Raw genomic sequence first — 20410 nt, 5'->3', positions numbered from 1 at the left:
TGCACAATGCGCCGCGTTTCGACGTGCGCTTTAGCTTCCGGACAGGTGAAGGATATCGCGGTCGTGACGCGGTTGTAGCGGCCGGGCGTTCGGGCCAATGATGCGCTGGAACGCGTCGGCCTGTTCCGAACTGACGCTCAGCGGCGATGAATAGACCATCCATGTCACGGACTCGGTGCAGGGCGGTGTCGTCAAAGACCCCGAATAGACATAGAAATCTTCGGTTCCCGGCATATGATCCTGGGCATTGACCAGAAGGTCGGGCAGGGGAACCGGCTTGCCCGGGTCGGTGGGCAGATATGTCCACAAGGAGCCCAGGACAGGGTCAGCGTTGCCGATATCCGACAGAACGGCGATGATCAAGGTTTCCCCCTTGGCGTTCTGGTGCACGAACTGCGTTTCCAGCGCCGTGGAGCGTCCATTGATGGCGTGCTCGCTCGGGGAATGAAATTGAAACTGCTTGAGCGTATACATCACGCCGTCAAGCACTATGCCGCCGCCGTCACTAGGGGTCACCACGATGGTGTGACTATTATTCTGGATAGTGGCCAGCGACGATTTGTACTGCATGACCAGGCGCGACGACAGATTGCGCGGCGGTCCGGAAATATCGATAGGGGACTGACGCTGACCCGTAGCGCAAATTGCGTTGTCGCCACCCATCTCGCCCCAATGCTGGGGACCGCCCGCGCCGTCATAGGTCCAATGCTGCACCGAATCGCCACCGTGCGCCGCAGGGGCTCCATGGGCGGCATCCGGCGCATGTTCGTCCGCTTTTTTTGAACAGGCGGCCAGCGACAGAACCATAAGGCCAGCTGTGGCAGTGCGTCGGGACCAGCCGGGAAGGGTGCGAGTCATGAAGGTCATGTCGCCACCTTCGCCGAAAATGGTTAACGGAGATTAAGCGTCTTTCGCCGTTCAGGCGAAACTATTCCGCAGGTTCCAGATGCCGTTTCCGATGCTTGGCCAGCATGTCCTTGAGGTACTTGCCTGTCCAGCTTTTGGGATTTTCGGCCACCTGTTCCGGCGTGCCGACGGCCACGATCTCGCCGCCGCCATCGCCGCCTTCCGGTCCGAAGTCGAGCAGCCAGTCGGCGGTCTTGATGACATCGAGATTGTGTTCGATGACGACCGTCGTGTTGCCGTGATCGGTCAATTCATGCAGCACTTCCAACAGCTTGCGCGTGTCTTCGAAATGCAAGCCGGTCGTCGGCTCATCCAGTATGTACAGGGTCTTGCCTGTGGCACGCTTCGACAATTCTTTGGACAGTTTGACGCGCTGGGCTTCACCACCGGACAAGGTGGTCGCCTGTTGACCGATCTTGATGTAGCCCAGACCGACGCGCTCAAGGGTTTTCAGCTTGTCGCGAATGGTCGGCACGGCCTTGAATACTTCAGCGCCTTCTTCCACGGTCATGTCGAGCACGTCCGCGATGGAATATCCCTTGAAGACGATTTCCAGAGTTTCGCGATTATACCGCTTGCCCTTGCATACGTCACACGTGACGTACACATCCGGCAGGAAGTGCATTTCGATCTTGATAACGCCGTCGCCCTGACAGGCTTCGCAACGCCCGCCCTTGACGTTGAAGGAAAAGCGGCCGGGCCCATAGCCGCGTGCCTTTGATTCCGGCAGGCTGCAATACCAGTCGCGAATCGGTCCGAACGCGCCGGTATAGGTCGCCGGGTTAGAACGCGGCGTGCGGCCGATCGGGCTCTGGTCGATCTCGACAATCTTGTCGAAGTGTTCCAGGCCCTCAATCTTGTCATGGGGCGCGGGATGTGCCGATGCGTTATTAAGGCGGCGGGCGGCGGCCTTGTACAGGGTTTCCAACGTAAAGGTTGACTTGCCGCCGCCGGACACGCCGGTGATGCAGGTCATGACACCGACAGGAATTTCGCCAGTGACGTTTTTCAGGTTGTTGCCGCGGGCGCCGATAACCTTCAACATCTTCTTTTTGTTGATGGGGCGGCGCTCTTCGTCCGTGTCCTTTGAATAGAACAGAGGAATCTCGCGTTTGCCCGTCAGGTACTGGCCGGTCAGGGACTTGGGGTTGGCCTTGATGGCTGCCGGAGGGCCCTGGGCGATGATTTCCCCGCCATGGATACCAGCGGCAGGCCCCATATCGATGACATAGTCAGCTTGCAGAATGGCGTCTTCGTCGTGTTCAACCACCAGAACCGAATTGCCGAGATCACGCAGGCCTTTCAGCGAGATCAGCAGGCGGTCGTTGTCGCGCTGGTGCAGGCCGATGGACGGTTCATCCAGCACGTACAGGACGCCGGTGAGACCGGAACCAATCTGGGACGCGAGCCTGATCCGCTGGCTTTCGCCGCCCGACAAGGTGCCGGAATTGCGCGACAGGTTGAGGTAGTCCAGACCCACATCATTAAGAAACCGCAGGCGATCCTTGATTTCTTTCAGGATTCGCCGTGCGATATCCATCTGCTTTTCGCTCAGCTTGGCTTCGAGACCACCGAACCAGTCGTGCGCCTTGCGGATCGAAAGATTTGAAATTTCGGCAATATCCTTAGCGTCGATCTTGACGGCCAAGGCTTCAGGCTTGAGGCGTTTGCCGTGACACGCCTCACATGGTGTTTCCGACTGATAACGCGCAAGATCCTCGCGCACCCACGACGAATCGGTTTCGCGCCAACGGCGATCCATGTTCGGTATGACACCTTCGAAGACCTTGGTGACGTCGTAGCGGCGCGATCCGTCCTGATAGGTAAACTTGATCTTGTCGCCACCCGATCCATGCAGAATGACATTGCGGACCTGGTCGCTAAGCTTGTTCCATGCCGTGTCCATCTTGAACCCGTAATGCAAGCTAAGCGCCTGCAAGGTCTGGGTGTAAAGCGGTGACGGGCCTTTCGACCAGGGCGCGATAGCGCCATCGGTCAGGGACAGTTTCGGGTCGGCGACGACCAGATCCTGGTCAAACGACAGCTTGACCCCCAAGCCGTCACAGGTCGGACAGGCTCCGAAGGGATTGTTGAAGGAAAACAGGCGCGGCTCGATCTCGGTAATTGTGAAACCGGATACCGGGCAGGCAAACTTTTCGGAGAAGATGATGCGCCGGGGTTCGGTTTCCCCGTCTTCCAGGTCGGCGTGTTCAGCGATCGCCAAGCCATCGGCCAGTCGCAGAGCCGTTTCCAGGCTGTCGGCGAGGCGCGCCATTATGCCGGGCTTTACCACCACGCGGTCAATGACAACGTCGATGTCATGCTTGAACTTCTTGTCCAGTTTCGGCGCGTCTTCAATGGGATAGTATTCGCCATTGATTTTCAGGCGCTGAAAGCCCTGGCGTTGCAGGTCGGCAATTTCCTTCTTGTACTCGCCCTTTCGGCCACGCACGAACGGCGCCAGCAACAACAGACGCGTCCCTTCTGGCAGGGCCACGATCTTGTCGACCATCTGGGACACAGTCTGGCTTTCGATCGGCAGGCCGGTGGCGGGCGAATACGGAACGCCGACCCGCGCCCATAGCAGGCGCATATAGTCGTGGATTTCGGTGACGGTGCCGACCGTCGAACGCGGATTTTTCGAGGTCGTCTTCTGCTCGATCGAAATGGCCGGCGACAGGCCTTCGATGAGATCAACATCCGGCTTGGACATCAGTTCGAGAAACTGACGCGCATAGGCCGATAGGGATTCGACGTAGCGCCGCTGCCCTTCGGCATAGATGGTGTCAAAGGCCAGCGAGGATTTGCCCGACCCGGACAGGCCGGTCAGCACGACCAGTTCGCCACGCGGAATATCGACGTCGACACCTTTGAGGTTATGCTCGCGCGCGCCGCGCACCTTGATGAAATCCTGGTCGACCTGATGCTTCACCATACGCGCATATCCTCATCTTCAAACACGGGGAGTATATAGCCTGTCTTGCTGGATTTGCCAGAGGTTCGCAAGAACAATTTGGCAACATTTGTCAATCGGCACCCTATTGCATATCAGATTTTGACATAGACGGTCTGGCTGGCAGGAAATGTCAGCACCCTGATTTGATGGTTTTTTGACACCGGCTCACAAAGAGAACAAAGTACCGCCTGAATCTACCGTGAAGGTTGGGGCAGCAGGGGCGCTACGAGAGAGGGCAAGGCTGAATGTACGCCAATATAATCCGCTTGCGGGACCGCGTTGGCGACAATCTGGAAGGTTTGGCTGCCCGCCTGACCGCCACAACCACGCCGCGGACGCGTCTTGCGGGGACGACGGCGGTCGTACTCGTCCTGCATGGGTTGCTTCTGTGGAGCCTGATCGTCACGCACCCGAAAGCCTGGCTATTGGATCACGACATGGTCGAAGAGCCGCCGGTTCTGGTTGAGTTGTGGCAAATGCAGACACCTCCCGAACCTAAGGTCCAGCCGGTGATCATGCCGCGCGAGGTTGTGCCTCAACCCCGCGATGTCCCGCAGCCAGCGCAGCAGGACGCGCCGCGCGAGATGCCGCAACAGACCCAGGCATCCCAAACCCAGACGGCCCAGACCGCGCCGCCTCAGCCGGTGCCGCAGCCGGTCGCGCCGTCGATCACCATCAATATACCGCAGGAAAAGCCGTTGGATGTTGCGGCCCCGGCGGCCGTTCCCGATGTACCGGCCCCCGCCAACATGGCCGCGCGGGTAAAGAAGAAGACGCAGGACGAATTGAGCGGCAAGCGGCAGGAAGCCGTGACCCAGATGTCCGATTTGAATCTGCACGACGCCGCAAACGTCAATCTGCCGGCCTTGCAGGCGGTTAAGCCATCTGGGCTTGAAGGCGCGCCGCCGGCGGGGGGGCGTCTGGGCAGCATCGGGGCGCCGGCCGGTTTGCCTTCGGGGACGGGCGTGCTCAAGGGGGGGCGTGGACAGGTCAGCCAGGCTTTGCAGAACCACGGCTATTGCGAAGCCGCGCGCCAGGCAGGCAAGCCTATTCCGGCTGATTGCAATATGGTGGATCTGGCGCACCAGCCTCCGCTTGGTCCGCGTCCCGATGCCGACCTACAGGCAGCGGTCCGCGAAAAAGATGCTCGACTGCGCTACAAGAGCTCGCCCGGAAATGCGGAATACTGGCAACGCGTCAACCGTGCGCCTACGCCGAACGATCGCCACATGGACGACGAGCCTAAGAAGGGGGCTTACTCCAATGTGCACGATCAGCGAATTATGGGGAATGGTGGCGGAACGGCAGATCCTAAGGGCGAGAGCGACAAATAGGTCACCGTGCTTCGCGGAAACGCCTTATGCGTTCTTGCCGTAGTTCAGCGATTGGGGACCGCTGTCGACCGTCTTACCCTTTGCGCCGTAGGGGGCGTTTTGCGTGCGGCGGCTGCTCAAGTCTTCGGCGATGGCACTGATAATGCCTTCGGTGACGGTCTTGGCAGCGGTAACCGCCAATTCATAGCGCCGTAAGCGAGCCTGGAACACTTCGGTCGCTTCGCGAAGCTTCGTTTTTTCAGTCGGAGTCAGGCCTTCCAGTAAGGTAGGGTCGGCTTTTATGCGCATGGTTTCATGGCGGTAGAGGTTCGACAGGTTGCGAGTTTCCTCTATGCCGTCATACATATCCTGCGGACGATGCGCTTCCAGGCATTCGGTTTCACGGACCAGGCGTTCACCGAGTCGAATGGTCAGGGCCAGCATCTGGGCGGCGCGTTCTGAGGCGTTGGCGGCGGATAAGGCCATATCAGGCGGCTCCCATTTCCTGCATCTTGATTAATTGCGCCTGCATCATGTGCGAGATGCCGACACCGCCGCGCAGGGCCATTTGCTTGGCCATGGCGCCGACATAGAATGAGCGCATGGCCTCTTCGCCCTGACCGCCGCCGAAGGGGCCGTCGGTCTTCAGGCCCTCGAACATCGGTGCCAACAGGTTGGACAGACACATGGTTTCGAAATCCAGGCCCAACTTGGCGTTTGACCCTTTCGCAGTCGTCATCTTGGCCTGCTGCTGCGTCTGGACCTGCGATTGTGCGGCCTGAAGGGTGAGAATGGAAGCGCTATCCATGATATTATATCTCCCGTTACATCACTTCAATATCGGCCTGAAGCGCGCCGGCGGCCTTGACGGATTGCAGAATGGCAATCATGTCGCGTGGCGTGACGCCCAGCGCGTTGAGGCCGGCAACCAGGTCGGACAGTGTGGAGCCGCCACCCAGCTGAATCAACTTCTTGCCTTTTTCTTCATCGACGCTGACGGTGGATGAAGGGACGGCGGCCGTCTGGCCCTGGCTGAAGGGGGCTGGCTGGCTGACGTCGGGCCGTTCGTCGACGCGTATCGTCAGATTGCCCTGAGCGATGGCGACACGGCTGAGGCGGACATTTTCTCCGATGACAATGACGCCATTGACTTCATCGATCACGACCTTGGCTGGCGTATCGACATCGACGCTCATCGGTTCGACGAGGGTGACAAAGTCCATCATGGTCATGCCGGCGGGCGGCTTGATGGCTACGATAGATGGATTTTCGGCAATAGCCGTGCCGGGATACTGCTTGACGATGGCGTCGGCGATGCGGCGCGACGTGGCGAAGTCAGGATTGTGCAGGGTCAGGCGCAGGAACGGCATGGCGTTGAAATTGAAGTTCGTTTCGCGCTCGATTGTGCCGCCGGAGGCAATTCGGCCCGCGGTGGGTACGCCCTTGCTCACCGACGACCCCGATGCGCCTCCGGCCGATACCGATCCGGTCTGGACCGAGCCTTGCGCCACAGCATAGGCTTCGCCGTCAGCGCCAAGCAGCGGTGTGACGAGGAGTGTGCCACCGAGAAGGCTTTTGGCGTCGCCCATGGCCGAGACGGTGACATCAAGGCGTGAACCGGCTGCCGAGAAGGGGGGCAATTCTGCCGTCACCATGACGGCGGCGGCGTTCTTGGTGTTGAGCTGGGCGTCGCGGACATTGACGCCCATGCGCTCCATCATGGCTTCCAAGCTCTGCTTCAGCATGGGAGAGTTGCGGACCGTGTCGCCTGTGCCGGGCAGGCCCACCACGATGCCATAACCGACCAACTGGTTGCCGCGTACGCCTTCGACATCGACGATATCCTTGATGCGTGAGCCAGCGTCGGCGTGTCCGCACATCATGACGGCGGCAAGCCCAGTGGCGCACAAAGCGGCTTTCAGTCCATTGATCAGCATCGGGTCACCCATTAACCATAACTGGCCATCTGTTTGCGAAATATGTGCCACGAATCGTGGATAATATTTCTGATATATATCAATGATTTGACTGGAATTTTTCGGGGCGGAGATGTCAACGGGAAAATTATGCCGAGACGTTAAGGCTTCGCTTACCCGTGGGCGGCAATAATGACCCTGTCGTTACCGCTGGCAAAAGCCGGTTTTCGTTGGGCCGTTCTGAGGCGCCGGCGGACGAGAAGAAACTGAACGACAGCTTCTGTAGAGAATTCAATAGGGTGTTGGGGTTTTCCCCAAAGGTCAAGCATGACGTTCAGGATCAATTCGGCGACAGGCGCGCCCATCAGCAGTCCGTCCGGGACTGTAAAGAAGAACGGGGCTGGATTTTCGCTGTCGAGCAGCGAAAGCGCAGCTAAGTCCGCCGCGCCCGCACAAGCATCGGCCGCGTTCGGAATGATGGGCATCGACGCGTTGATGGCCCTGCAAGGGGAAGAAGACGTGCTGACCGGCCGTCGCCGGCGTCAGGTCAAGCGCTCCCAGGACATTCTCGATGCACTCGACGACCTGAAGGTCAGCGTCCTGTCCGGCGACATCGATGATGAAGCCCTGTTGCGCCTTCAGGCTCGCATCGCCGAGCATCGCGAAGAGATCGAAGACGACCGCCTTCAAGGGGTCTTGAACGAAATCGAAACCCGGGCCTGTGTCGAACTGGCCAAGCGCCGGCTGATGTAGGTTTCGAAAACCCCCTAATTTCGTATCGCAAGCCGTGGAATATCGCTTCACAGGTTAATCATTGCGCACTATAAGCCGCGCAATCGCGTCGCCCTGACCGGGGCAAGGGCTGTTCGCGACTGGTACCATTTTTGCTGTTGAGTGACCGGACGTCCGGCGCGTACTGCGTTGGGACATCCGGATCTAGCGTCGTCCACGAGGGGTGTTATAACGCATGTCTGAAGTACAAGTGCCGGATCAATATCGTCCCAGCGACGACGAAGAATATATGAACGCGCGCCAGTTAAACTATTTCCGCGGCAAGCTGAACGCCTGGAAGGATGAAATCCTTAAGGGTGCGAAGGAAACCGTCAACATCATGCAGAAAGAGACGGAGAATCATCCGGATCTGGTTGATCGGGCGTCGTCCGAATCTGATCGCGCGCTCGAACTGCGGACCCGCGATCGCCAGCGCAAGCTGATCAGCAAGATCGACGAAGCTCTGCAACGCATAGACGACGGGTCATACGGTTATTGCGAAGAAACCGGCGAACCGATCGGTCTGGGCCGTCTCGAAGCCCGACCGACGGCGACACTGTCCATTGAAGCCCAGGAACGGCACGAACGGTCCGAACGCGTTCACAGGGATGACTAAAGTCAAAGCGCCGGCGTGTTCGGCGCTTTTTTGCTGCCTATCTTCTTAGGTACCGTAGCGCTTTTCCGTCTGGCAATAGGCGGATATATCCGGCGCGGGACGACCGATCAGATAGCCTTGCGCTTCTCCGCAATTCAATTGCCTCAAGGCGTCCATTTGTGCCTGGGTTTCGACGCCTTCGGCGGTAATCAGCACACCGAGCGACTGCGCCATCTCGGTAATGGCGCGGACGATGGACAGGGCATCCTTGTCATGCGGCAGATCCCTGACGAAGGATTGGTCAATCTTGATTTTGTCAAACGGGAAGGTGCGCAGGTAGCTCAGGGATGAGTAGCCTGTGCCGAAATCGTCCATGGCGATACGGACGCCCAGGGCGCGGATGTCGTTGAGAATGCCCAGATTGTGGGTTTCATCTTCCAGTATGACGCTCTCTGTAATTTCCAATTCCAATCGCGCCGGTGGCAGGCCTGACGTTGTCAGCGCTCGCTCGACCAGGTTGACCAGCGATTTGTGACGGAACTGCAAGGGGGAGATGTTGACGGCCACCCGCCAGTTCTGGGGCCACTGGGCCGCGGTGCGGGTTGCGTCTTCGAGCACCCATTCTCCAATCTGACCGATCAGGCCGCACTCCTCGGCCAGGGGAATGAACTCCGCCGGCGAAACCATGCCTCTTATAGGATGGCGCCAGCGGATAAGCGCCTCGAACGACACAATCTCGTTGTCATTCAGATTGAGCAGCGGCTGATAATAGAGCTGGAACTGTCCTTCGCTGAGGGCGCTCTTCAGATCCTGCTCCATCTCAATGCGGCCCTGAAGTTGTGCATCCATTTCCGAGCTGTAGAGGCGCCAGCCGTTACGGCCCGCCGCCTTGGCGCTGTACATGGCCAGGTCCGCGCGCGACAATAGGTTCTTTGTGTCCATGCCGTCTTCCGGTGCCAAGGCGACGCCAATACTGACGCCGATCTCGAGATGGACGCCCTCTATGACCATCGGCTGCTTCATGGCCTCGACAATGCGCTTGGCCAGGCATTGCGTGTCCTCAAGCCCGTCTATGTCCTGAATGACTGCAAATTCATCCCCTCCCATGCGGGCGATGACGTCGCTCTTGCGCACGCAGGCACGCAGCCGCTCGGCCACCTCGATCAGGAGACGGTCGCCCATGATATGGCCGTAAGAGTCGTTGACGGCTTTGAAGCGATCGAGATCCAGGCATAATAAGGCGACCTTGTGACCCAGGCGCTGAACGCGGCTGAGGGATGAGTCCATGTCCTTGGCGAACAAGGCGCGGTTGGCCAGGCCGGTCAGCGGATCGAAATGGGCCAGGTGGGCGATGCGGGCTTCCGCCTGCTTCTGCTCGGTGAGGTCAATCCCCAGCGTCAGGATACTGTCAGCCTCGCCGGACGGCGTGCGAAGCACGGTCTTTTTAAGCTGAATCGTGCGCAGGCGGCCCTGGGAATCCGTGATCTGCTCTTCCTTCAGCATGACCGTGCCTTGGCTTTGCAGGGCGACCTGGTCGTAACTGTTGTAAAGGGCCGCGCGTTCGGTCGACATGATCTCGCTGCTCTGGCGTCCGACGACGCCGTCTTGTGTGACGCCCAGCATGTCTTCGCCGGCTTCGTTGATAAGGATGATCCGTTGGTCGGAGGCGTTCTTTACCAGTACCATGGCTGGGATATTCTGTATCACCATGTTCAGGAAGGTCTGGTGACGCTGGCTTTCGCTGCTGAGCCGGATCAGGTCGCTTGTCATTTCCCGCTGGCGGACAAGTGACCGCTGGAGGTCTCCGCTGATGGCTCTGAGCACCGACAGCGACGTGCCGACGCCAGCATAGCGGCCGTCAGAGGTGGCGATGAAGCCGCGCATCAGTTCCGAAGGGCGTTCGCTCAGCGTCTTATGCGTAAAATCATGCAAAGGGGTAGCGATATCGACCATCAGGGGCGAACTGTCCATCATGGTGGTAACCGGCTTGTTGCCGTACAGCGCGCGGCCATATTCGGCCGCCATGGTCAGGTTGAATGCGTGGCGCTCTATCAAGCCCAGCACGCGGCCGGCCTGATCGACGACGGCGGCGACCATCAGTTCTGTGTCGTCGCGAAAGGCTTCGTAGAGCGTGGAATTCTGGCAGTGGGGCGGAAACGGATCGATGCGGTCGGTAATATCGGCAATGCATGGAACGGTTTTTTGCATAAGCTACGCCTGACGTCTGAGCGGTACACTGAAACGCAATTTTTGCGTTCTATGCAAACACCTAGGTTCAAGACATTAATCAGCGCTTGATGTCATAAAAGATTGACCCAAGCGTCATGGTCCCTAAGTGGCCGTTTACCCTGTCGCAGGCCTTTTCAAATCGGGTGTGGAGGCGTATGGGAGGTCTCCGTTTTACAGATTGAGACCCAATATGACCGTCAAGGTTCGCTTTGCACCTTCGCCCACTGGCCGCATTCATGCCGGCAATGTCCGCGCCGCCCTTATCAACTGGCTGTTCGCGCACAAGAACCAGGGTGTCTTCGTGCTACGTATCGACGATACTGACCTGGAGCGCTCGACCAAGGAAAACGAAGACCTCATTGAAACGGACCTGAAGTGGCTCGGTCTCGAATGGCAGGAACGCTACAATCAGTCGAAGCGGTTCGATATCTATCAAGCCGCCGCCGATGCCCTGAAGGCGGCGGGACGCCTATATGCCTGTTATGAAACCGCCGAAGAACTCGATCGCCGCCGCAAGGTGCAATTGTCGCGCGGTTTGCCGCCCGTATACGACCGTGCCGGGCTTGCCCTGACCGATGCGGAAAAAGCCGCTTTCGAGGCAGAAGGCCGCAAGCCTCATTGGCGCTTCAAGCTCGATGGCAAGCGCGTGTCCTGGGAAGACCTGGTGCGTGGCCATTGTGAAGTCGATACGACCTCTATGTCCGATCCGGTCTTGATCCGCGAAGACGGCGCCTTCCTGTATACGCTGCCGTCGGTGGTCGATGACATGGACATGAAGATCACGCACGTTATCCGCGGCGAGGATCACGTCGCCAATACCGGCACGCAGCTCGAAATCTTCGAAGCCTTGCAAGGCCTTTTCCCGGTCGGATTGCCGGTCTTCGCGCACATGCCGTTGCTGGTCGGCGCGGACGGAGAGGGGCTGTCCAAGCGTCTCGGCTCGATGTCGATTTCCCAGATGCGTGAGGACGGCCTTGAGCCGCTTGCGATCACGTCTCACCTCGCCAAGATCGGCACGTCCGACCCTCTGGAGGCTGCGCCGTCACTGGTCGCACTGGCCGATGGGCAGGATTTCAGCAAGATGGGGCGGGCGCCCGCGCGGTATGATTTCGACGACCTGATGCGTCTGAATGCCGGCGTTCTGCAAGCCATGAGCTATACTGATGCCAAGCCGAGGCTGGCGGCGATCGATGCCGATCTGGGTGAGCTGTTCTGGGATACGGTGAAGATGAATCTGCACCGGTTCGCCGAGGTCAAGGCGTGGGCCCAGATCATTTCAGGCGACATTACGCCCCGTATCGAAGATCCGGCTTTCGCCGCCAAGGCGTTGGAACTGCTGCCGGCCGACTATGGTCGTGATAGCTGGCAAGCGTGGTCGGGAGCCATCAAGGAAGCCACAGGCGCCAAGGGCAAGGCGTTGTTCATGCCGCTGCGCCAGGCGTTGACCGGGATGGATCACGGTCCCGACATGGGGGCGTTAAGCTTTCTCATCGGCCGTGAAAAGATTGCTCAGCGCTTGAAGGGGTAACCATTAGACGCGCCTTGTCGTGTTACACGGCAAGGCGTCTGTCTGGTGTGGCGTTTGTTTGGCGTCAAATGACGCTGCGTGTATCTATTTGAATATCGTTGGCTGCCACGCGGGCGATAGCCGGCAGAACCTCTTCGACCGAATTGACGCTGACATAGGTCTGCATGAAGTTTTCAGGTGTGAACTGCGCCTTCAGCATGTGTCGTATCAACACGAAGAAGGGCTCCCAGAACCCATTTATGTTCAAGAAGATGATCGGCTTTTTGTGGAGGTCCAGTCGTCGCCACGACAGCAGTTCCACCACTTCCTCCAATGTGCCGACACCGCCCGGCATGACCACGAAGGCATCCGATTCTTCGAACATCATCATCTTGCGTTCATGCATGTTGGTGACCACGCGTGTTTCGACGTCATCGAACAGAATTTCGCGTGACCGCAGGAATTGCGGCATGATCCCGAGGACGCTGCCGTTAGCTTCGTGTACGGCGCGGGCGGTTTCGCCCATCAGGCCAACCCCACCACCGCCGTAGACCAGGCGAATACCAGCACCGGCCAGCACCTGGCCCAGATCGTGAGCCGCCTGTTTATAGGCCGCATTATCGCCGAAGGACGAACCGCAATAGACGCAGACGGAGCGCACTTCACTTTTGGAATGTGGCATAGACTATCAAACCTCAAAGCCGGATCGCGCCATCTGGCGACTCACGGCATACTACATAAACCTTGTTACCATCTATCTAAGCCTCTATTCGTATTGATGAAAAGCGGATATTGCTTGGGTCGTGAAAAAGATAATCGCCCCTTTTTGGCTGCAAACGGTCACGGGTCTGGCGCTAGCTCTGGCGCTGACCGGGTGCCAGGACAAGCCGACGGTTACTGATCCGGACGCGGCCATGCGCGCGGCTGGTTATGCCCGCGCGCCCGTTATTACCGGGATAGAACCGGCAGGCTCAGACATGGTGGTGGTGACGGGGGACACGCTGCCCAATGCCCGTGTCCGCTTTGCCTACGGCAACCAGCGCGCCATCGGCGTGACGGCGGATTCCAAGGGACATTTTCGCGCGGAACTGCCGATCGGGGCTCAGGGCGGAATTTATGATTTGTCGGCAGGCGACGTCGGCCGCTTGATGCATGCAGACGGCAGATTGTTCATCCCTCCGGGCATGCCGCAAAAGGCCATCCTTATGCGGCCCGGTGCGCCAAGCCTGCCGGTCGTTCCGCACGCATCACAACTGCTTGTCGCCGACTATGATTCGGCCGGCGCCTTTGCCCTGGCTGGACGCGTGACGCCCAAAACGGCCGTCAACCTGGTGGTCGATGGCGTTCGGGTGCGTCAGATGAGCGACGATACCGGCTATTTCAGCGCCATCATGCAAATCCCCAGTCCGACACAGGGCGCCGTTGTGGCCGATGTCTCAGTTCAGGTTGGCGAAACAAGTTGGACGCGGACAATTTCCGTCACCAGCGCCACAGGTGAAGGTGACCGGATTACTGCCATTCCACAAGGGTGGCGTGTTGACTGGGTTTTGCCCGGCGGCGGCATTCAAACCACCCTGGTCTTCTGAGGCGCGCCAATCTCCTGAGACGCCTCGCGCCTACATCATTTCATCTTGCCGGGTCTTTGAGAATAGCTTCTTCAGGAATTCGGTGACCCCGTGGCGCTTGGCCTTGCGGGCGACGGCGTCTTCGCTGACCAGCCAGGCGATCTGGACAACGCGGCGCTCACCTTCGAACGGTGTATGGCCATGCCAGCTATTGTCCAAACGTGGAAAGGCGATGAAGTGACCATAACCCGGATTGACCTCCTGGGTACCGGGACCGTCCTGATCGGGACCTTCCAGGAAGCGCAGATTGCCGCCTGACGTCCCGTCAGAATTGAGATAGATCAGGGCAGACGCCAGTTTGTCCGCGCCATCTGTATGCGGGCGTCCATCCTTCAGCGCCGACCACTTACGGACGGTGACCCATGTTGGTTTGCCGAGCAGGTTGATGCCCAGCTTTTCGCCAATGGCCCGGGCGAACGCCTCGCCGCGCACTTCCGCCAGCAGGGCCTTGAAAGCGGGGCCCATTGGAAAATCTTCCGGACGCATGAAGCCAGTCTTGTCAATTTGCGGGAAGTCCCGGGCAATGGCGGCTTCCTGTTCGGGCGGCAGAATGTCAGCACCGATCAGATTGCGGAAAGGATAATCGGAAGCCGGCGTGGCGGCGATGGACTCATAACGCAGCATGGAAAACCTCAATAGTGTGCCGGATTTATAGCACAAGTATTGAGGCTAGATATAGGCGCCATCCGTGACGAAGTGAAGCATGGCGGCCTGGTTTGGCACGGCCAGGGCGAAATCGACCGCAGCACGGGCATGGATATGGGTCGAGTCGAAACAGGGCAGGGGCAGGCAGCCCGCATCGACACTCAGTCCCAGTTCCGTGCATCCAAGGATGACGCAATCCGCACCTTGATCCCGGCCACGCGCGGTCATGTCGATCAGAGCCTGGTGTGCCGCATCGCTGACGACACCCTGGCACAGTTCATCGAAAATGGCATTGTGACAGATCATACGGTCTGCCTCGTTTGGGATGACGACGTCGAGCCCATAACGCCGCATGTGTTCGGCGTAAAAGCCGTTTTCCATGGTGTAGCGGGTAGCAAGAAGCAGCGGACGACGATAGCCGGCGCCCGTAATCGTCTTGGCCGTTTCGCCGATAATATGGATAAGGGGGACGTCGCAGCTTGCCGCGACCTGATCGGCAACCAGATGCATGGTATTGGTGCAGATCAATATACAGTCTGCACCGGCCGCTTCCAGCCCTTGAGCGGCGTCGCCGAGCAGACGCGCGGCGTCCGCCCAGCGATCGGCCTTTTGCAGGGCGACCACGGTTTGAAAGTCCAGCGAGCGCATAAGAATGTCAGCAGACGAGAGCCCGCCAAGCGACTGACGAATGCCTTCGTTTATGAGCTTGTAGTAGGTTGCGGTGCTTTCCCAGCTCATTCCGCCCAGCAGACCGATCTTGCGCATATGACTCTCCCGATTCATGCCCTAATCATAGGGCGCGGCTTGGGCAAATGGCGCGCGTATTTGTTTTTGTTTTGCGTATGAAGCGCAACTTAATTGCGCATTAGTGAGAAATGGCGCAATATGACTTCATGCTAGATGATCGTGACCACAAACTTCTGGATCTATTGCAGCAAAACGCTGACATCGGTCTTACTGAGTTGGCGGACCGCGTCCATTTGTCCGCATCGGCCTGTTCGCGCCGAATCGCCCGGTTGAAGGACGACGGCTATATTCTGCGCAATGTCGCTGTTCTTGACCGCAACCGCATGAATGTCGGGGCCACAGTCTATGTCATGATCAAGACGGCGCATCATACCGCTGACTGGCTTGACCGGTTCAGAACCAGCGTCATGGACATTCCGGAAATCGTTGAGGTCCATCGCCTGGCCGGCAATCTTGACTATATAATCAAGATGGTGGTGACGGACATCGCGCATTATGATGCCATCTATAAGCGCCTCGTTAGTCGCATAGAGCTCTTTGACGTATCCGCATATATTTCGATGGAAACGCTGAAGGATGGACAATCCATTCCCACCGGTTATGCGCGTTAAGACTTTTCTGGCACGGCGTCTGTAACCGGACCGTTTTCGTCGTCGGGGACGTAGGCGTCAGCCGCTGCTGCCTGCGCGGCATGGACAGCCTGTTCCTGGGAAAATGCCCGCGCGCCCACAAGCGCTATAATCACGAGTGCGAAGAACGCCGCCAAAATATATGGAGTCGGCACAAACACGCCTGGAGCGTAACGCGTTGGCATGGTCACATCTCCGCCAGAGAATAGGCCGGTTCATGTGCCTGATCTACAATCCGGGCGCTGCCGATATGCGTTTCATGCGCAAAGGACTGGCTGACATAGAGGGTGAAGCCGGTGATTATCAGCATAAGCGCCAGCAGCGCCACGATGGTTTCGAAAATGACGTGCTCGCGGCCGTTATCGCGGACCTGCGAGGGCGTGGCGGTATCAAGAAGCGTGGCGCTTAACATGGGAAAACTCGCTGTGAACAACCTACAGCGCCAGTTTCGCTTGTCGCGGGTAAGGAAAATATAGGCGCCAAAGTCACCAATTGTAAAAACGGGAAATGTAAAACGGTTTATGGTGCTTTTACGTCTTGTTAAGACTTCGTGGCGGGCGCAATGATTAAAGCTTCAGCCGAATACCGATCCGCGTCAGACAAGCCGTCAATCCCACACAGACAAAAGCGAGCATAAGGGATTTTATCAGTCCGATTCCGCCAGTCATCAGGATGTCCGCGAGTTGCGGCAAGCTTACCGTCGCTGCGGCCAGTATAGATGGCGTCAGATAGCAGAGTAGAGTATCCGTACCCGCGGGCTTGATAAGTGTGAACGCCTTGGCCATCGGCTTTTTTGTGTTCATCCAGTAGACGGCTGTGAAGGCTATTATCGTGATCGCGCTGCATATGAATAGCCAGGCTGGCGTGGCGCGAAGCTTTGAGATGCCCCAGAACTGGCGGGTATATATGCCCAGGCCAATCAGTCCGAGTGCCAGAATAAGAAAGACGACCGTCATTTTTCGGTTGTCGGCCTTGGCCTGGTACATCTTAAACAGCGTGCCCATGACAACACCGCCCAGTGTGAGGGCGCCCATCGTGCCATCGATCAGAGCCTCAGGCAGGATGCGCAACGGGCCATGCACCTGACCCGAAGCCCAGACAAAGCTTAGGCAGACGAGAAGCAGCCAGGCGACAACCAAAACCCATAGCCGGCCCTTGGACAATACGGTGACAAACCCCGCCACTAGATAGGACCATCCGATCAAACCTAATATGCCCCACCACTGAGTTGCGAACAGCACGCCGCCATCGCCGCGATAGACGACCGCCATTATGATCAGTCCGACAATCCCGCAGGCCTTGAGCAGCCGCTGTATCCACACCGACACGGATTTAGGATACACATTCCAGATAAGAATGGCGCACAGAGATACGAGAAAATTCCACATTATCTGGGTTATGCCGCTGGCGGCCGGGTCGATGGTTTCGCCATTGACCAGGAAAACGCCCAATACGAGCAGGGCTATTGAGCGCAGAATGACATGCCAGATCAGCGTGAGGTCTGTTTCGCCGCGGGCTCGCCGGCTGTCCGTGGCGAAGGGGAGGGACATGCCAACAATGAACAGGAAGGCCGGAAACACGATATCGGCCAATCCCATGCCATCGACATTGCGTTCGACGTGGTCCAGCCAGGTTGGGATATTCGTCAGCGACCCCAGGTCATTAACGAAGATCATCAAAACCATGGTCAACGCCCGCAAGACATCTATGGCGCCGACCCGGGTTACTCCATCGCTCGTTGCGGCCTGAGCCATCGCGTTCTCCCTACTATCGGGCGGAGGTAGCGGAAAATGCGCGAGACGTCGAGCGAGCACGTGACGTGAGTCATGTCTCCTGACGGTTCATTACTTGGGCGTTGAACAGATCGACAAATTTTGGTCGCCTTTTTCGTCGAGCTTCTTCGTATTCGGGGGAGAGATTGTAATGGACCGACTGCCCATACAGTTTCGCCTATTGTTTCGGCTGGCAGTTTGAAAAAGCTAAACGGCTTGCTTGATCCGGATGGACATTTTCAAGGACGATATTGATGACGCACGCAGAGAGCCTCTTCGATCAGATTTTTGTCGTGTTTGACCGATTAATTGCGGGGGCATTGTCACCTGAGGAAGCTTCGGATTGGGCGACTCTGATTATCCATGAAGGTAAGAAGGCCAATCTTCCGGATGGATACGCTGCTGCGCTTGCTACGATTGGACTAGCTAGCATGAAGGAACCTGACGGCCAGCTTATTTATGGGGTCGCAGATTTTAAAGAGTGGAGAGATGAAGTTTTTCGAGAGCTGCGCCGTGAAAAATGACGTCCACGATATCGTCCTGAGGGATAGTGAGCTTAGCTGTGTTCAACTCGGCTTGTGGTGAGATAGGGACATTTTGCCTGCTCAGGATTCGCCTATGTTTTGCTCATGAGGAAAGCAGACAAGGATGGCACATCGATGGCGCAGTGGCCGCCATAAAAGGGGATGCCACTCTACCTGCACACCATGAGCCGTTGCCGTGCGGGCCAATCGTTCGGTCCCTTCGAAATTGCCATAGGCATCATATAATCCATTTGATAGGTAGAGCACCGGATAGTCTGGACCTGCCCGATCGATGAGCTTAAGCGGTGATACAGTCTGCCATTCCGCGTCGTTAGCGACGTACTGCCTGGCCATTAGCCAGATCCCGAAAATGATTTTTGGATTGGCGCCCGTCCGTTCCATGCTCGACCTGATCTCCGATATTTTTGAGAAAGGGGAGACCGCATAGACCCCCGGGCAAAGCGCGGCGACCTTTGTGAAGGCGGAGGGATGATTTAGTCCGGCGATAAGCACATTCAGCCCGCCCATGGATTCACCTAGCAATATGCGTCGCTTTGGTTTGCCAAGCTTGGCCTCTATGGCTGGCAGGCGCTGCATAAAATCGTCAAGCAATCCGCTGTCTGACCGGGCACCTTTCGGGGTCAAAAGCCAGGTCCCACCGTAGGATACCGCAACCACGGTCGGCGGTAAGGCGCCGGTCTTTTGCCACTGCGCCTGGATCATGGCCGTGTAATAGGTGGTGTCGTTCCAAATGTGCGCGTCGAGTTTGCGGCCATGCAGATAGTACACGATGTCGCCATTGGTCCCGGCAGCGGCGCGATACGCGCAGTATTGGAGTGAGCCTTCGGTATTGCAGCTTGCCTTTGCCGGCACGAAAGAGATCGTCTGGTTGCCACGTGTTCGGGTCAGTTCTCCCCAGGCGAAATAACCTGATCCGATGAGGGCAAGGCAGAGGGGAATGGGCCAATATCGTAGCCACCGTTTGGGTAGGCGCATTTGGGGTTCTCCTGATATTTGGTGGAGCCGGAAGTTGGTGCTTTCGCAAGGCAAGGCTTCGCCCTCCGGCGCGGGGCCGGGACTTTCGGTTGAGGTGCGTAAGGTGATGGGGCGTTAAGCGCTTAAGAGTCTTATTGCACGGCGCGAACAGTGGAGATGCGACTATCCTCGCCGTTGAGATATCTGTCAGGCGGCGGCGCGTTCTTTATTCGCGGCGGGGGCTGGACTTGTATCTCAATGTCCTTCGCCGGTGCCTTTGGGAAAAACCAGAGGCTCAGGACATAGCCAAGGATCGCACTGCCGCCGTAGCCAACAACCGGTGTAGGGTAGTTACCGAGAACGGATGCTATAAGGGCGGTAAGCCACAACGCGCCGAATGCCAGGTAGATATCGCTATTGGCTTTATCGTAAAGGCTCCCCACGGCGGCGGGAACCACTAACAGGGCGAAACCGCCGAGGATGGCCAAACCGGACAAGGGGTGAAGGTTGAACGCCGCAAAGAGAACCTTCTCCACATACGGGATGGCGGGGAGGGTATCTGGCTGGATGAGTGTGGCAATGAATGCGGTCAGGCTCGCGACAAAGGCCAATACCGCATAGCGATCCGTGCGGATAACCAAACGCACAGTCAGGCCTGCGCCGAGCATACAAGCCATTGCCCGGTCGGGCTGGATGGCCAGGGCTGTAGCTGCAATCACGACTCCGGCAAGCGACAGTCCGCCAGATGTTTGGGTAAAGCTTAGGATGAGCACAGGCAGGAAAATGAAGCTAGGCTGGAGCAGGAGAGGGCCCAGGTTGATCCAACGCGCGACATCGTCCATTCTGTATCCGAACAAGGCGGTCAAGAGAAGGCCGCAACCCATTGCCAGATTGAGCATTCCCCGCCACCGCGTGGTATTGGACACACCGACGCCGAAGGCCGCGAGGGCCAAGCCGCCTAACAGAAGGGCAGCCAGATTGCTGATCAGATAGCGCAAGGGTGCGCCGGAAATGCCCATATAGGCGATACCGAGCAAGGTCGCCCGCGTGGCGCAGGCGAACCCAACGGCGCGCGGTCGGATCGCCATACCGGCGGTTGTTGGGGCCAGGAAAGGATGCATCAGCTGATGAGACAAAATCCAGGGCAGCAAGCCTGACAGGCTTCCGAGTGCGAAAGCCAATGCGTCGGCATCATCCTCGATCAATCCCGTTTCGGTTTCGATCGCGCTGGCCCAAGGCTTTTGCGCGTCTGGAAGCAGGCATTTCATCATATGACAGGCCGCACGCGCGATTTGGCGTC

At 58.0% G+C, this 20410-nt stretch carries 22 protein-coding genes; 7 read left to right on the top strand and 15 right to left on the bottom strand.

The window, feature by feature from the left end; translation table 11 throughout:
- Window positions 1-30 precede the first annotated feature (30 nt).
- Together RCJ00_RS02170 and uvrA are read right to left on the bottom strand one after the other, a co-directional pair.
- A complete protein-coding gene (locus RCJ00_RS02170; RefSeq protein ID WP_316219970.1) occupies window positions 31-867 on the bottom strand; it encodes a carbonic anhydrase in 837 nt (278 codons plus the stop codon).
- 61 nt (window positions 868-928) lie between these two features.
- Window positions 929-3841, bottom strand: a complete 2913-nt coding sequence (gene uvrA, locus RCJ00_RS02165) for an excinuclease ABC subunit UvrA (protein ID WP_316219969.1) — start codon at window positions 3839-3841, stop codon at window positions 929-931.
- Between the two features lie 266 nt (window positions 3842-4107).
- Here uvrA and RCJ00_RS02160 point away from each other — a divergent pair, with 266 nt between their 5' ends.
- Window positions 4108-5196, top strand: a complete 1089-nt coding sequence (locus RCJ00_RS02160; protein WP_316219967.1) for a hypothetical protein — start codon at window positions 4108-4110, stop codon at window positions 5194-5196.
- Window positions 5197-5220: 24 nt separating this feature from the next.
- On the opposite strand, the gene RCJ00_RS02155 is transcribed toward RCJ00_RS02160, so the two are convergent.
- The 4 genes from RCJ00_RS02155 to RCJ00_RS02140 form a co-directional block, all read right to left on the bottom strand.
- A complete protein-coding gene (locus RCJ00_RS02155; RefSeq protein WP_316219966.1) occupies window positions 5221-5661 on the bottom strand; it encodes a flagellar basal-body protein FlbY in 441 nt (146 codons plus the stop codon).
- Window position 5662: 1 nt separating this feature from the next.
- Window positions 5663-5983 (bottom strand): rod-binding protein, encoded by a 321-nt coding sequence (locus RCJ00_RS02150; protein ID WP_316219965.1) that lies wholly within the window; start codon window positions 5981-5983, stop codon window positions 5663-5665.
- A 16-nt stretch (window positions 5984-5999) separates the two neighbouring features.
- Complete coding sequence (locus RCJ00_RS02145) at window positions 6000-7058, bottom strand: flagellar basal body P-ring protein FlgI (RefSeq protein WP_411267524.1); 1059 nt, start codon at window positions 7056-7058, stop codon at window positions 6000-6002.
- A gap of 206 nt (window positions 7059-7264) precedes the next feature.
- Entirely contained in the window at window positions 7265-7576 is a 312-nt protein-coding gene (locus tag RCJ00_RS02140; RefSeq protein ID WP_316221094.1) for a hypothetical protein, read from the bottom strand.
- Here RCJ00_RS02140 and RCJ00_RS02135 point away from each other — a divergent pair.
- Complete coding sequence (locus RCJ00_RS02135; RefSeq protein WP_316221075.1) at window positions 7503-7844, top strand: flagellar assembly protein FliX; 342 nt, start codon at window positions 7503-7505, stop codon at window positions 7842-7844. The two genes, RCJ00_RS02140 and RCJ00_RS02135, sit on opposite strands and share 74 nt — an antisense overlap.
- A 214-nt stretch (window positions 7845-8058) precedes the next feature.
- Complete coding sequence (dksA, locus tag RCJ00_RS02130) at window positions 8059-8478, top strand: RNA polymerase-binding protein DksA (RefSeq protein WP_023457838.1); 420 nt, start codon at window positions 8059-8061, stop codon at window positions 8476-8478.
- 45 nt (window positions 8479-8523) lie between these two features.
- Here dksA and RCJ00_RS02125 read toward each other — a convergent pair whose 3' ends face one another.
- Window positions 8524-10665, bottom strand: coding sequence for a putative bifunctional diguanylate cyclase/phosphodiesterase (locus RCJ00_RS02125; protein WP_316219962.1), 2142 nt, complete (start codon window positions 10663-10665; stop codon window positions 8524-8526).
- A gap of 211 nt (window positions 10666-10876) precedes the next feature.
- On the opposite strand from RCJ00_RS02125, the gene gltX reads away from it, so the two are divergent.
- Window positions 10877-12214 carry a glutamate--tRNA ligase gene (gene gltX, locus RCJ00_RS02120; RefSeq protein WP_316219961.1) on the top strand — a complete coding sequence of 446 codons (1338 nt, stop codon included), beginning with the start codon at window positions 10877-10879 and terminating at the stop codon, window positions 12212-12214.
- A gap of 64 nt (window positions 12215-12278) precedes the next feature.
- On the opposite strand, the gene RCJ00_RS02115 is transcribed toward gltX, so the two are convergent.
- On the bottom strand, window positions 12279-12875 hold the full coding sequence (locus RCJ00_RS02115) for an LOG family protein (protein WP_316219960.1): 597 nt from the start codon (window positions 12873-12875) through the stop codon (window positions 12279-12281).
- A 121-nt stretch (window positions 12876-12996) separates the two neighbouring features.
- Between RCJ00_RS02115 and RCJ00_RS02110 the strand changes: the two genes are divergently transcribed.
- Window positions 12997-13779: a hypothetical protein gene (locus RCJ00_RS02110; RefSeq protein WP_316219959.1), complete on the top strand. Its 783-nt coding sequence runs from the start codon at window positions 12997-12999 to the stop codon at window positions 13777-13779.
- A gap of 30 nt (window positions 13780-13809) precedes the next feature.
- On the opposite strand, the gene RCJ00_RS02105 is transcribed toward RCJ00_RS02110, so the two are convergent.
- Complete coding sequence (locus RCJ00_RS02105) at window positions 13810-14442, bottom strand: 2OG-Fe(II) oxygenase (protein ID WP_316219958.1); 633 nt, start codon at window positions 14440-14442, stop codon at window positions 13810-13812.
- Window positions 14443-14487: 45 nt separating this feature from the next.
- A complete protein-coding gene (locus RCJ00_RS02100) occupies window positions 14488-15228 on the bottom strand; it encodes an aspartate/glutamate racemase family protein (protein ID WP_316219956.1) in 741 nt (246 codons plus the stop codon).
- 128 nt (window positions 15229-15356) lie between these two features.
- Between RCJ00_RS02100 and RCJ00_RS02095 the strand changes: the two genes are divergently transcribed.
- Window positions 15357-15821 carry an Lrp/AsnC family transcriptional regulator gene (locus RCJ00_RS02095; RefSeq protein WP_316219954.1) on the top strand — a complete coding sequence of 155 codons (465 nt, stop codon included), beginning with the start codon at window positions 15357-15359 and terminating at the stop codon, window positions 15819-15821.
- Here RCJ00_RS02095 and RCJ00_RS02090 read toward each other — a convergent pair.
- The 3 genes from RCJ00_RS02090 to RCJ00_RS02080 all read right to left on the bottom strand — a co-directional run bounded on the left by RCJ00_RS02090 (window position 15818) and on the right by RCJ00_RS02080 (window position 17593).
- A complete protein-coding gene (locus RCJ00_RS02090; protein WP_316219953.1) occupies window positions 15818-16024 on the bottom strand; it encodes a hypothetical protein in 207 nt (68 codons plus the stop codon). The genes RCJ00_RS02095 and RCJ00_RS02090 overlap by 4 nt on opposite strands.
- 2 nt (window positions 16025-16026) lie before the next feature.
- Window positions 16027-16251: a hypothetical protein gene (locus RCJ00_RS02085; RefSeq protein WP_316219951.1), complete on the bottom strand. Its 225-nt coding sequence runs from the start codon at window positions 16249-16251 to the stop codon at window positions 16027-16029.
- Window positions 16252-16405: 154 nt separating this feature from the next.
- Window positions 16406-17593, bottom strand: coding sequence for a DUF5009 domain-containing protein (locus RCJ00_RS02080; RefSeq protein ID WP_316219950.1), 1188 nt, complete (start codon window positions 17591-17593; stop codon window positions 16406-16408).
- A 272-nt stretch (window positions 17594-17865) separates the two neighbouring features.
- On the opposite strand from RCJ00_RS02080, the gene RCJ00_RS02075 reads away from it, so the two are divergent.
- Window positions 17866-18135 (top strand): hypothetical protein, encoded by a 270-nt coding sequence (locus tag RCJ00_RS02075; protein ID WP_316219948.1) that lies wholly within the window; start codon window positions 17866-17868, stop codon window positions 18133-18135.
- Between the two features lie 81 nt (window positions 18136-18216).
- Here RCJ00_RS02075 and RCJ00_RS02070 read toward each other — a convergent pair whose 3' ends face one another.
- Window positions 18217-19131: an alpha/beta hydrolase-fold protein gene (locus RCJ00_RS02070; RefSeq protein ID WP_316219947.1), complete on the bottom strand. Its 915-nt coding sequence runs from the start codon at window positions 19129-19131 to the stop codon at window positions 18217-18219.
- A 131-nt stretch (window positions 19132-19262) separates the two neighbouring features.
- Entirely contained in the window at window positions 19263-20381 is a 1119-nt protein-coding gene (locus RCJ00_RS02065; protein ID WP_316219946.1) for a hypothetical protein, read from the bottom strand.
- Window positions 20382-20410: the final 29 nt, after the last annotated feature.

Source organism: Asticcacaulis aquihabitans (genome assembly GCF_032490435.1).
Classification (GTDB): domain Bacteria; phylum Pseudomonadota; class Alphaproteobacteria; order Caulobacterales; family Caulobacteraceae; genus Asticcacaulis.
This window is presented reverse-complemented; position numbering and strand designations above follow the sequence as displayed.